10 protein-coding genes, 1 tRNA gene, 1 pseudogene and 1 riboswitch are annotated in these 11,967 nt (G+C 73.1%); of the genes and pseudogenes, 7 read left to right on the top strand and 5 right to left on the bottom strand.

What is annotated here, in order from left to right:
- Nucleotides 1-12: 12 nt before the first annotated feature.
- Complete coding sequence (locus tag KRH_RS02160; RefSeq protein ID WP_041297279.1) at nt 13-1,245, bottom strand: MFS transporter; 1,233 nt, start codon at nt 1,243-1,245, stop codon at nt 13-15.
- Between the two features lie 113 nt (nt 1,246-1,358).
- Here KRH_RS02160 and KRH_RS02155 point away from each other — a divergent pair.
- The 3 genes from KRH_RS02155 (at nt 1,359) to KRH_RS12545 (ending at nt 2,956) form a co-directional block, all read left to right on the top strand.
- Nucleotides 1,359-1,432: transfer RNA gene (locus tag KRH_RS02155), tRNA-Pro, on the top strand.
- An 88-nt stretch (nt 1,433-1,520) separates the two neighbouring features.
- Nucleotides 1,521-2,387, top strand: coding sequence for a PhzF family phenazine biosynthesis protein (locus KRH_RS02150; protein WP_012397519.1), 867 nt, complete (start codon nt 1,521-1,523; stop codon nt 2,385-2,387).
- Nucleotides 2,384-2,956, top strand: coding sequence for a thiol-disulfide oxidoreductase DCC family protein (locus tag KRH_RS12545; RefSeq protein WP_012397518.1), 573 nt, complete (start codon nt 2,384-2,386; stop codon nt 2,954-2,956). The genes KRH_RS02150 and KRH_RS12545 overlap by 4 nt, the downstream gene beginning before the upstream one ends.
- Before the next feature lie 106 nt (nt 2,957-3,062).
- On the opposite strand, the gene thiE is transcribed toward KRH_RS12545, so the two are convergent.
- Nucleotides 3,063-3,725 (bottom strand): thiamine phosphate synthase, encoded by a 663-nt coding sequence (gene thiE / locus KRH_RS02140; RefSeq protein WP_012397517.1) that lies wholly within the window; start codon nt 3,723-3,725, stop codon nt 3,063-3,065.
- 131 nt (nt 3,726-3,856) lie between these two features.
- Nucleotides 3,857-3,977: riboswitch (TPP riboswitch) on the top strand.
- Here thiE and thiO point away from each other — a divergent pair.
- The 4 genes and pseudogenes from thiO to moeB all read left to right on the top strand — a co-directional run bounded on the left by thiO (nt 3,969) and on the right by moeB (nt 8,069).
- On the top strand, nt 3,969-5,240 hold the full coding sequence (gene thiO / locus KRH_RS02135; protein ID WP_105590547.1) for a glycine oxidase ThiO: 1,272 nt from the start codon (nt 3,969-3,971) through the stop codon (nt 5,238-5,240). It overlaps the preceding riboswitch by 9 nt.
- Nucleotides 5,237-5,599 carry a sulfur carrier protein ThiS gene (gene thiS / locus KRH_RS12810; RefSeq protein ID WP_105590548.1) on the top strand — a complete coding sequence of 121 codons (363 nt, stop codon included), beginning with the start codon at nt 5,237-5,239 and terminating at the stop codon, nt 5,597-5,599. The genes thiO and thiS overlap by 4 nt, the downstream gene beginning before the upstream one ends.
- 2 nt (nt 5,600-5,601) lie before the next feature.
- A pseudogene (locus KRH_RS02125) lies at nt 5,602-6,594 on the top strand (thiazole synthase); the annotation flags it as partial.
- A gap of 215 nt (nt 6,595-6,809) precedes the next feature.
- The gene (moeB, locus tag KRH_RS02120; RefSeq protein WP_012397513.1) at nt 6,810-8,069 is read left to right on the top strand and encodes a molybdopterin-synthase adenylyltransferase MoeB; all 1,260 of its coding nucleotides are present in this window, start codon (nt 6,810-6,812) and stop codon (nt 8,067-8,069) included.
- Between the two features lie 152 nt (nt 8,070-8,221).
- Here moeB and KRH_RS02115 read toward each other — a convergent pair whose 3' ends face one another.
- Genes KRH_RS02115 through KRH_RS02105 form a run of 3 tightly spaced genes read right to left on the bottom strand, consistent with a single transcriptional unit; the run spans nt 8,222 to nt 11,693 of the window.
- Nucleotides 8,222-8,866, bottom strand: a complete 645-nt coding sequence (locus tag KRH_RS02115) for a LutC/YkgG family protein (protein ID WP_012397512.1) — start codon at nt 8,864-8,866, stop codon at nt 8,222-8,224.
- Nucleotides 8,863-10,854 carry a LutB/LldF family L-lactate oxidation iron-sulfur protein gene (locus tag KRH_RS02110; RefSeq protein ID WP_012397511.1) on the bottom strand — a complete coding sequence of 664 codons (1,992 nt, stop codon included), beginning with the start codon at nt 10,852-10,854 and terminating at the stop codon, nt 8,863-8,865. The genes KRH_RS02115 and KRH_RS02110 overlap by 4 nt, the downstream gene beginning before the upstream one ends.
- Entirely contained in the window at nt 10,851-11,693 is an 843-nt protein-coding gene (locus tag KRH_RS02105; RefSeq protein WP_012397510.1) for a (Fe-S)-binding protein, read from the bottom strand. The genes KRH_RS02110 and KRH_RS02105 overlap by 4 nt, the downstream gene beginning before the upstream one ends.
- Between the last annotated feature and the right edge of the window lie 274 nt (nt 11,694-11,967).

Raw genomic sequence — 11,967 nt, 5'->3', positions numbered from 1 at the left:
GGCGGGCGCGCCTCAGCCCTGCGGCGTCGTCGTACCCGGATCCGGAACGCCGCGTGCCGCGGCGCGTGCCACAGGGACCGCGGAGGCCGCGCACACCAGCACGCCGAAAAGCAGGCACCACACGAAGCCCGTGGTGGGCTCCACCCCGGCCCAGCGCGCCACGGCCGGGGCCACCAGGGACAGCACGAACGGCACCGCGAAACCCGTGTAGGTGAGGGTGTAGAACACCCCGATCAGCGCCCCGAGCTCGTGCGGGCGGGCCATGAGCTCCACCTCGCGCAGCCCGGCAACCATCATGAACCCGTAGCTCACGCCCAGCATCACGGCTGTGGGGAACGCGAGCCAGCTCAGGTGCCACGTGACGGTCAGGGCCCCGAGGACCAGGCCCGCGCTCGCGGCACCGAGCCCCGTGACGGACAGGGGGAGCCACCCGCTGCGCGCGAGCCGGGCCGCCAGGGGCTGCACGAGCACCCCGGTGAACATCACCGTGGCGGCCACCGCGCCGAGGTAGGCCACGGGGAAGCGCACCGTGGTGAGCAGGAAGGACGGGATGCTCGCGAACGCGATCGTGGCCGTGCCGAACACCCACGGCGCCCACGCGGCCACCACCCAGAAGAACCGGCCCGTGCGCGCCACGGCGGGCACGAGCGGCCGGGACGGGCGCGGGCCGCTCGCGGGCGGCTGGGTCTCGGGCACGCGCCACACCAGCACCGCAGCGCAACCCGCGAGCAGCACGTGCAGCAGGAACGGCGTGACCTGCGGTGCGGGCAGGAACTGGGCGAGCAGTCCGGCGGCGAGCGGGCCCCCGCCGAATCCCGCGGAGAGCACCACGGTGGCGCGTCGGGGTCCGGAGCCGGGGCGGTCCGTGCTGAGCTGCTTGACCCACGCGGAGCCCGAGGCCATGGCCATGCCCACCCCGAAGCCCATGACCCAGCGGCCCGCGTACAGCAGCCAGTCCGAGGTGTGGGACGCCGCGGCGAGCACCAGGGAGGCCGCGATCACCACGACGAGCGCCGGGCGCATCACGGCGCGCCGCCCCCGGTGGTCGGACACCGGCCCGAACACGAGCAGCGCGGGCACCAGCCCGGCGGCGTAGATCCCCAGCATCCCGGTCACGAAGGACTCGCTGAGCCCGTCCTGCGAGCGGTAGACCTCGAGCATGGGGGCGAACAGGTTGGCCCCGAACCCCACGGTGAACATGGCCGCGCCCACCCGCCACCACGTGCGCGGGGCGGCGGCCGTCATGGCGGGATTCTCCATATGGGCGAGCGTACCGGTGCCCGCCCCGGTGATTTCGCATTCCCCGGAGCCTGACGCTATGCTGAAGCAGTTGTTCGCGGGTCCGCCCGTGCAACTTCCGGGATGTGGCGCAGCTTGGTAGCGCGCGTCGTTCGGGACGACGAGGTCGCAGGTTCAAATCCTGTCATCCCGACCGAAATCCCCTTGCTCCTCCGCAACCGGAGCAAGGGGATTTTTTCATGCCCGCCCCGGGCGTCGGGGCTCCGTGGTGGAATCGTGGCATGACCTCCGCACCCCGCTCCCGCCCGTTCGCCCAGGTGGACGTCTTCTCCGCCGAGCCCTGCCAGGGCAACCCCGTGGCCGTGGTCCTGGACGGCACGGGCCTCTCGGAAGAGCAGATGGCACGGTTCGCCACCTGGACCAACCTCTCCGAGACCACGTTCGTGCTGCCGCCCACCGACCCCGCGGCCGACTACCGGCTGCGCATCTTCACCCCGGACCGCGAACTGCCCTTCGCCGGGCACCCCACCCTGGGTTCGGCCCGCGCGTGGCTCGCGGCGGGCCACGCCCCGCGCGCCCCCGGCAGGGTGGTCCAGGAGTGCGCGGCGGGTCTCGTCCGCATCCACGTCCCGTCCCCGGACGACGACGCCGCCGCGCTGCGTTTCGAGGCCCCACCCATCCTCCGCTCGGGCGGGCTGGACCCCGGGGACCTGCGGGCGGTCACCGTGGCGCTCGGGCTGGCCGAGGGGCAGGTGCGCGACCACCAGTGGGTGGACAACGGCCCCGGGTGGGCCGCGCTGCTGCTCGCCTCCGCCGAGGACGTGCTGGGCGTCGAGCCCGACTACGCCGCGCTCGGGGACCGGAAGGTGGGCGTGGTGGGCCCGGCGCCGGACGGGGCCGGGCACCGCTTCGAGGTGCGGGCCTTCGTGCCCGGGGCCCGCGGCTACGAGGACCCCGTGACGGGCAGCCTCAACGCGGCCCTCGCGCAGTGGCTGATCCGCACCGGGCGTGCACCCGGCGAGTACACGGCACGGCAGGGCACCCGCGTGGGCCGGCACGGACTCGTGCACGTGATCTCGGACCGGCAGGGCGCCGTGCTGGTGGGCGGCGAGTGCGCGGTGCGCATCACCGGGAGCGTGGAGCTGTGAGCGCACGGCTGCACGTGGTCTTCGACGGCCGGTGCGGTTTCTGCACCCGCGCCGTGGGCTGGGTGCGGCGCCTGGACCGGCACGGGCGGGTCGAGCTGCACGCGTGGCAGCAGCCGGACGTCCCGGAACGGTTTGGCCTGACCCCGCAGGAGTGCGACGCCTCGGTGTGGGCGGTGCCCCAGGCCGGGGAGAGCACCGTGATCGCCGCGCAGCGCCCCCGCGGGGGCGGAGCCTCGGGCAGTGCCTGCGACGGTCCGCAGCCTGGAGCTGCGCCGCCGGACGCTCCGGAGTCCGGATCCGGTGACCTCGGGTCTGGGATCGGAGGCCTCGGGTCGGGGCGCGGAGGCCCGCAGGCCACGAGGAGGCAGGCGGTGAGCGGCGCCCGAGCAGTCGCGGCGATCCTCGACACCGCCCTGGGCACACGCTGCTTCGGCGCGTTCCACGGCCTGCCACTGGTGGGCCGCACCCAGGAGGCCGTCTACCGCTGGGTGGCCACCCACCGGGGCCGCTTCCCGGGGGTCACCCCGTGGTGCGAGGAGCACCCCGGGCAGTGCGCCGGGGATGCCTGACCTCCGGTTCTGCCCCGCCTCGCGCACAGCCCCCGCACCAGCTTCCCCGCCGGAGACGCCGGGGGGGGACCACCCCGGACGACAACGCGTTGCGTCGCCGCCCTGGTCAGGCGGGCAGCGCGCTGCGCAGCTCCCGCGCGGCGGCGGTGACGTCCCGCGCCTCGGTGACGGCGCGGACCACCACGATGCGCGTGGCACCGGTGCCGAGCACGGCGGGCAGCCGGGCGGCGTCGACACCCCCGATGGCGAAGAACGGGGTGGTGCCCGCGTGCTCGGCGGCGTAGCGGGGCAGCTCGAGCCCCACGGCCGCGCGGCCGGGCTTGGTGGGGGTCTCCCAGACCGGCCCGGTGCAGAAGTAGTCGAGCCCGGGGTCCGCGAGCGCGGCGTCCACCTGCGCGGGCGAGTGGCACGAGCGGCCCAGCACCACGTCCGGGCCCAGCACAGTGCGTGCCTGCCGCGTGGTGAGATCTCCCTGGCCCACGTGGAACACGTCCGCACCGGTCAGCAGGGCCACGTCCGCGCGGTCATTGACGGCGAAGAGTTTGCCGTGCTCACGGGCGACCTCCGCGAGCACCTGGATGGCCTCGATCTCCGCGGCCGCCTCGAGCGTCTTGTCCCGCAGCTGGATGATGTCCACCCCGCCCTCGTACGCGGTGTGCAGGAAATCCCGCAGGTCACCGCGCTCCCGCCGAGCGGTCACGCACACGTAGAGCCGCGCGTCCCGCAGCTGTCGGCGTCGTCGTCGTCCCTGGTCCTCGCTCCGTTCCATGCCGCCATGGTGGCACGAACAGCGCACCGGGGGTGCAGCGCGCGCTCAGCCGGCCGCGAATCCCCAGGGGAAGCGACCGGCAAGGAGGACTAGACTGGCGGCGTCGTCCGGTTGCCGACGCCGCACCGCGCGACGAGGTCCACGGGAGCCCGCACACGTCACCGACCACCGCATCCGGCTGAGAGGGCGTGAGACGCCGACCGGTCACCTGATGCGGATCATGCCGCCGGAGGAAGGATGAGGATGTCCGAGAACGCACCCGTGCACGTCGTCGTGGCCGGGGCGGGTCTGATCGGGCTCGCCACCGCGGTCGAGCTGCGACGCCGCGGCGCCGCCGTCACGGTCGTGGACCCCCAGCCCGCGTGGGGCGCCACCCGAGCCGCTGCGGGCATGCTCGCACCGGTCGCGGAGACCCAGTACGGCCAAGAGCGGCTGTACCCCCTCATGCGCGCCTCTGCGGAGGAGTACCCCCGGTTCGTGGAGCGCATCGGCGCGGCCACCGGGCTGCCCACGGGCTACCGCACGGAGGAGACCCTGGTGGTCGCCGCCGACGCCGCGGACGCCCATTCCCTCTCTGACCTCGCCTCCCACCAGATCGCCTCCGGCATGGACGTCGAGGAGATCTCCACGGGCGAGGCCCGCGCCATGGAGCCCGCGCTCGCCCCCCGCCTCGCGGGCGCCGTGCGCATCGTCTCCGACCGCCAGGTGGACCCCCGCATGCTGGCCGCGGCCATGGTCGAGGCCCTCAAAGCCCCGCACACCGAGACGCTCGCCGGGGTGCCCGACGCCGGGCCCGCCCTGTGGCGCACCCGCCGCGTGGACTCCGTGCAGGTCCCCCGCAGGGGCCCCCGCCGCGCCGAGGGCGTACTGCTGGACGACGGCGAGCGCCTGCCCGCGGACGCCGTGGTGGTGGCCTCGGGGCTCACCGCCAACACCGTGGGCGGACTGCCCGAGGACCTCGAGCTGCGCCTGCGTCCCGTGTTCGGGGACATCCTGCGGCTGCGCGTTCCCGACGCCGCCCTGGCCCCCGGTGAGGACCACCTGCTCACCCGTACCGTGCGCGCCCAGGTGATGGGGCGGCCCGTCTACATGGTCCCCCGCGTGGACCGCACCCTGGTGGTGGGTGCCACCAGCCGTGAGGACGGCCGCGAGTCCGTGCTGGCCGGCGGGGTGCACCAGCTGCTGCGGGACGCCCGAGCCGTGGTCCCCGCGATCGACGACTGCGACGTCCTGGAGATGATGGCCCGCGCACGGCCGGGCACCCCGGACGACCTCCCCTACCTCGGCGCCACCTCCGTGCCCGGACTCGTGATCAGCACCGGGCACTTCCGCCACGGCATCCTGCTCACCCCGGTGGCCTCGCGGCTGGCCGCGGAACTCGTCACCGGGGTCCTGGACCCGGCGGTGGACCACGCGCAGGACGCGCAGTTCCTGGCAGCAACCGACCCGGGCCGGCACAGCCCCCGCAACGACGACCCGCACGACACCCCTGACTTCTCGGGAGGACTCGCATGAGCACCCCTGCACCGCACACGCCCGGCCCCGCCACCCCGGCCGCTTCTCCGCTGACACCCGCCGTCACCTCCGCCCCGCAGCCCCAGACCGCGGTGGTCTCGCAGCACGATGACGCCGCCGCGGGCACCGCGAGCATCAACGGCGCTCCCGTGCCCGTGCGCGAGGGGTTCACCCTCACCGACGCCGTGGCGGATCTGACCGGGCGGGAGATCACCCCCCGGGGCACCGCCACGGACGGGCATCCCCTGGGCATCGCGGTGGCCGTGGACGACACCGTGGTCCCCCGCTCCCTGTGGGCCACCACCGCCGTGGCACCGGGGCAGTCCGTGGAGATCGTCACCGCGGTGCAGGGAGGCTGAGCATGACGGATGCACACCGGACCGGCACCCCGAACACCGATCCCGTGACCGGAGGCCCCGCCACGCCGGAGAACCCCGCCACCGCCGCCGGTTGCCGTGCCCGCGGCTCCGGTGACACCCGCAGAGCCCGGACAGCGGGTGACCCCTCGCTGCCCGCCCTGAGCGTGGCCGGGGTGGAGCTGTCCTCACGGCTCATCATGGGCACCGGCGGTCTCACGGACCTCGCGATGCTCGAACGCGCCCTGCTGGCCTCCGGCACGGACCTGACCACGGTGGCGCTGCGCCGCTTCTCCCCGGGGGTACCCTCCGCGGACCGCCCCACCGGGCAGGGCCCGCACGGAACCGGACCGGCGAGCGGTGCCGGCGGAGCGGCGTCGTCGTCGGGGGCCCCGCAGGACAGCCTGTACGGGATCCTGCGCCGCCACGGGATCCGGGTGCTGCCCAACACCGCCGGGTGCTACACCGCCCGGGACGCGCTGCTGACCGCGGAGCTCGGGCGCGAGGCCCTGGAGACGGACTGGGTGAAGCTGGAGGTCATCTCGGACGAGGACACCCTGCTGCCGGACGGCGTGGAGCTGCTGGACGCCACCGAGAAGCTCGTGCGACGCGGCTTCACGGTCTTCGCGTACACCTCCGACGACCCCGTGCTCGCGCTGCGCCTCGAGGACGCAGGGGCCAGCGCCGTGATGCCCCTGGGCGCGCCGATCGGCACGGGGCTGGGCATCCTCAACCCCCACAACATCGAGCTGATCGCCTCGCGAGCCTCCGTGCCCGTGGTGCTGGACGCCGGCATCGGCACGGCGTCCGAGGCGGCGCTGGCCATGGAGCTCGGGTGCGACGCCGTGCTGCTCGCCTCCGCGGTGACCCGCGCCCAGGACCCCGTGGCCATGGCCCACGCCATGAAGCACGCCGTGCAGGCGGGTCAGCTCGCGCGGGGCGCGGGGCGGATCGCGCGCCGCACCCACGCGCTGGCATCCTCGCCCATGGCCGGGCGGATCGGCACCGATGAGGACACCCCGCGCGGGGACTGGCCCGCCCGGTCCGTGACCGAGACCGCGGGTGAGCCCGTCACCGGTGAGGGAGCGGCGCGGAACCCTCGAGGGAACCACCCGTCCCCGGTGGGACCCCGTATGGATGGGGGTGGCGGCGCACCGCGTGACGTGGTGGACGCCTCCCCCGGCGCCCCCGGAAGCGCGGGGGACGTCACCCGATGAGCGCTCCCTCCCCCTTTGATCCCCTGGTGGAACCGGCCGCCGAGCTCACGCGCGAGGAGCTCGAACGGTACTCGCGCCACCTCACCCTCACGCAGTTCGGACCGGTGGGGCAGCGGCGGCTCAAGAACGCGCGCGTGCTCGTGGTGGGGGCCGGGGGGCTGGGCGCGCCCGCGCTGCAGTACCTCGCCGCCGCCGGTGTGGGAACCCTGGGCGTCGTGGACGACGACGTGGTGTCCGTGTCCAACCTGCAGCGCCAGGTGATCCACACCGTGGCGGACGTGGGCCGTCCCAAGGTGGACTCTGCCGCGGACGCCCTGGCCCGCCTCAACCCGCTCGTGACCGTGCGGACCCACGACACGCGCCTGAGCACCGACAACGCCCTGGAGATCCTCGGGCAGTACGACCTCGTGCTGGACGGCGCGGACAACTTCGCCACCCGCTACCTCGTGGCGGACGCCGCGGAGCTCACCGGGATCCCCGTGGTGTGGGGATCCATCCTGCGCTTCGACGGCCAGGTCTCGGTGTTCTGGGCGGGCCGAGGGCCGGTGTACCGGGACCTCTACCCGGAGGCTCCCCCGGCCGGTTCCGTCCCCTCGTGCGCGGAGGGCGGGGTGCTGGGCGTGCTGCCCGCGACCATCGGCTCCGTGATGGCCACAGAGGCCCTGAAACTGCTCACCGGCATCGGGGCGCCCCTCGTGGGGCGCGTGCTGGTCCACGACGCCCTCGCCCAGACGTGGCGCACCCTCACCGTGCTGCCGGACCCCCAGCGCGAACCCGTCACCGACCTCACGCAGGTCTTCGTGGCGTGCGGCCTCCCGGCCCCCGACAACGACGCGGCGGACCGCGGGGACGTCCCGCCCGCCGCGCCCGGGGCCGGGGCGGGCACCCCGCCGGCCGCACCGAGCGCCGCGGAGACCGTGGACGCCACCGAACTCGCCCGGCTGCTGGCGGCCCGCGAGCGCGGCGAGACAACGTTCACGCTCGTGGACGTGCGTGACGACTGGGAGCGGCAGCTCGTCTCGATCCCCGGATCCGTGCCGGTGCCGCTGGACCGGCTGCTCGCCGACGGCGTGCAAGCGTTGCCCGCGGGCTCCGAGGGGGACGTGGTCCTGCACTGCAAGGCCGGGGTGCGCTCCGCACAGGCACTCGCGGCCCTGCGAGCCGACTACGCCCTGCGGGAGGACCGCCTGAAGCACCTCGACGGTGGCGTCCTCGCGTGGATCGAGGACGTGGACCCCACGCTGCCGCGCTACTGAGCAGCGCAAGAGGCCACGCGCCGCGAGCGCACCTCAACCGCGCACCCTCCTGACCCAGAAAAAAGTGCAGATATTGTTATCTACCGCTTGGTAGATAGCAATATCTGCACTTAATCCCGCGGGGTGAGCCTCGGCATCAGCCCGTCGGACAGTCAGCCCAGCAGGATGACGTCCAGCGTGCGCGGACCGTGGACGCCCTCCACGCGCTCGAGCTCGATGTCCGACGTGGCGGACGGGCCCGAGATCATGGTGGTGGGCGCGGTGGGCTCCACGCGGGCCATGGCCTCGGGGATTAGCTCCACCACGGAGTCCAGCGGCACGATGCAGATGTGGTGGTCCGGCACCAGGGTGATGGCGCGCCGCCCCTCGTCCGGGCGCCCGGACAGGAAGATGGTGCCCGTCTGCGCGCACGAGACCGTGGAGGAGGTCACCACGGCGTCCACCTGGTTGAGGTCCCGCACGGTGAGCGCGGAGGCCTTGCGGGCGTCGTTGGGGTCCACGATGGCCCGGCGCGCGGCGGTCTCCTCGGGCAGCCACGCGGTGTCGAGGCCCTCGGGGATCACGTAGCGCGCGGAGGTCCCAAGCTGGGTGGCGACGCGCTGCGCCACGGTCTGCGCGGTCTCCCGGTACACGTTGGCCTTGTAGTCGAGCAGCCGGTCCTCGAGCATGTCGATGATCTCGTTCCGCCCGAGGTCCGAGGTGTGCCGGTAGTCGCGAGGCACGTGGGGAGCCCGCGGGTGGTCCGCGAGGGCGCCGTTGAGCCGCTCGAGGATTTCGGTCTTGGCGTCGGCGCTCATGCCCGCTCTCCGTCCTGGTTCCCGCGGCCTGCGTGGCCGTTGCGGGGTGCGATGTTGTCCTTCTGGGGGTCGCCCGTGGCGGCACTGTCCGCTCCGGCCACGGCGTCCGCGCCGGCACCCGGGGTGGCGGCGTCCTTGCCGGTGCCCGCGGCGGTCTCCTCGGTCCGGGCGGCCTTGGACTCGCCGTGCGCACCCGCGGGGCTCGCCTCCCCGGGGGACGACGCCGCCGGGTGGCCCTGCGCGGGCCCCGCACCGGTGCGCGCGGTTCCCGACGCCGCGGTGACGCCGTCGCGCTCGAGCCGCTCGTCGGTCTCCCCCTCGTGCTTCTTCCACCAGTTGCGGAAGGACTCCTTGGGGGGCTCGGGGATGTCGCGCTCGGCGGTCCAGCCGCCCACCATGCCGGGCAGCCAGCCGATGGCGCGGTCGCGGCCGGCGATTACACGGCCCATGGGTAGCCCGCGCTCCGCCAAGGACATCCGCTGGCCCGACGACATCACGAAGGAGGCGCCCTTCATCATGGCGTCCATCTGCGTGGGCACACCGCGGGAAGGCACGGCTCCTCGGATGCGGCGTCCTGCGCGACGCGCCCGAGAACCGAGCTCCTGGAGGGTGCCCTCCTGGGGGGCAGTGTCCTGCCCACCCCGGCCCTCGTCCGCGGTCAGGGACTTCTCCTCGCGCCAGTTGTCGTCCCCGCCCACCGCGGGGTCCTTGGAGACCGGTGCTGGGTTGGCGTGGTCCGCGCGTTTCCCGTGCTGGGCGCGGATGTCCTCGTCCCGCAGATGCACGAGGATCTCGGGGATGTTGATCTTCACGGGACACACCTGGTAGCACGCCCCGCACAGGGAGGACGCGTACGGCAGGGAGGCATTCTCCTCGGACGTGATGCCCGTGAGCTGCGGCGAGAGGATCGCCCCGATGGGACCGGGGTAGGTGGAGCCGTAGGAGTGCCCGCCCGCGTGCTCGTACACGGGGCACACGTTCAGGCACGCGGAACACCGGATGCAGTGCAGTGCGGAGCGACCCTGCGGGTCCGCGAGCACCGCGGAGCGCCCGTTGTCCAGGAGCACCACGTGGAAGTTCTTGGGGCCGTCCCCGGGCGTCACGCCGGTCCACAGGGAGGTGTACGGGTTCATGCGTTCGCCAGTGGAGGAGCGCGGCAGGAGCTGGAAGAACACCTCGAGGTCCTGGTAGGTGGGCAACAGTTTCTCGATGCCCATCACGGTGATCAGGGTCTCGGGCAGGGTCAGGCACATGCGCCCGTTGCCCTCGGACTCCACCACGGACAGGGTGCCGGTATCCGCGATGCCGAAGTTCGCGCCGCTGATGGCCACCTTGGAGGTGAGGAACTTCTCCCGCAGGTGCTGCCGCGCGGCCTCCGCGAGCACTCGGGGCTCGCTCGTGAGCTCCTCGGTGACGCCGGGCATCTCGCGGCTGAAGATCTCGCGGATCTCCTCGCGGTTCTTGTGGATCGCGGGCACCAGGATGTGGGAGGGCTTGTCCCGCCCCAGCTGCACGATGAGCTCGGCGAGGTCCGTCTCCGTGGCGGTGATCCCGTGCTCGGAGAGGTGCTCGTCCAGCCCGATCTCCTGAGTGGCCATGGACTTCACCTTGATCACGTCCGTGGTGTCCTGCTCCTGGACCAGACGGGTCACGATGGCGTTCGCCTCGTCCGCGTCCCGGGCCCAGTGGACGACGCCGCCGCGCGCCGTCACGTTCGCCTCGAACAGCTCGAGCAGCTCGGGCAGCCCCGCCATCACGGTCTCCTTGATGGCGGAACCGGCGTCGCGCAGCTCGCTCCAGTCCGGGACCTCCCCCACCACGCCGGCGCGCTTGGCGCGGATGGTGTGGGTGGCGTGCCGGATGTTGGCGCGCATCTGCTTGTTCTGCAGCTCCTTCTTGGCGGCCTTGGGGAAGGCGACCTGCGCGTGCAGGTTGCCCTGCCCGTGCACGGGACGCACGGCGGGCATGCCGAGGGACGTGACGCTCATCGAGTTGCTCCTGCGGTGGTGGCCGGGCTCGCCGCGCGACGGCCGGGTTGGGAGATGGACAGTTCAACGGGGCCCTCTACCTGCAGCGGGTTGGCCCGGGTTGAGGCGAGGATTTCCGCGAAGTGGACGGTCTGGACGTCCACGTTCCGCTTGGACGCGGCTCCGCCCAGGTGCAGCAGGCACGAGGCATCCCCGCCGGTGCACAGCGAGGCGCCCGAGCTGCGGATGTTGTTGAGCTTGGCGTCCGCCATGGCACCGGAGACGTCCGGATTCTTGAAGGAGAACGTGCCGCCGAAGCCGCAGCACTCCTCGGCGTCGGGTAGCTCATGGAACTCGATGTCCGCCACGGAGCGCACGAGGTCCTTCTGGCGATCCCCGAGTCCCAGCAGGCGCATGCCGTGGCACGAGGGGTGGTAGGTCACCGGGTGCGGGAACCAGGAGCCGAGCTGCTCGGCGGCGTCCGTCACGCCCAGCACGTCCACGAGCAGCTCGGAGAGCTCGTAGGTGTTCTCGGCCACCATGGCGGCATCCTCGGCCAGGGCGTCCTCGCCGCACTGGCGCGCAACCATCGGCTGCTGGTGCCCCAGGGAGGCCACACAAGAGCCGGAGGGGGCCACGGCGACGTCGTAGTCCACGCTGGTGAACGCGCGCACGTGGTTGCGGATCACCGGCACGGCGTCCTGGAAGTACCCGCTGTTGACGTGCATCTGGGAACAGCAGCCCTGCCCCTGGGGAAACACGACCTCGTGTCCCAGCCGCTCGAGGATCCGCACGGTGGCCAGCGCCACCTTGGGATACATGGCATCCACAATGCATGTGGCGAAGAGCGCGATTTTCATGGGTGTGGTCTCCTAACCGTCTGCCCCGGTCATGCTGTGCCCCGGTCCATCTCTGTGGCCAGACCAGGCTACGCCCGTGAGTCCGGTCACAACAACGCACCGCTCGGCATCGGGGATGTGCATGGAGGCCCGCACACGGGCTCCCCGCCGCCGGGCGCGAGATCTTCACCGTGTGACCTGGATCATGTACGCTGTGTGGTCGGACCACTGTGGTCTGACCACTTATCGTACGACCGGTCCCGGACACGGAGCACACCGCCCCGCCGGGACCATC

This window comes from Kocuria rhizophila DC2201 (assembly GCF_000010285.1).
GTDB classification, from domain to species: domain Bacteria; phylum Actinomycetota; class Actinomycetes; order Actinomycetales; family Micrococcaceae; genus Kocuria; species Kocuria rhizophila_A.
The sequence above is the reverse complement of the archived record's forward strand: the minus strand, read 5'-3'. Positions and strand labels throughout refer to the sequence as shown.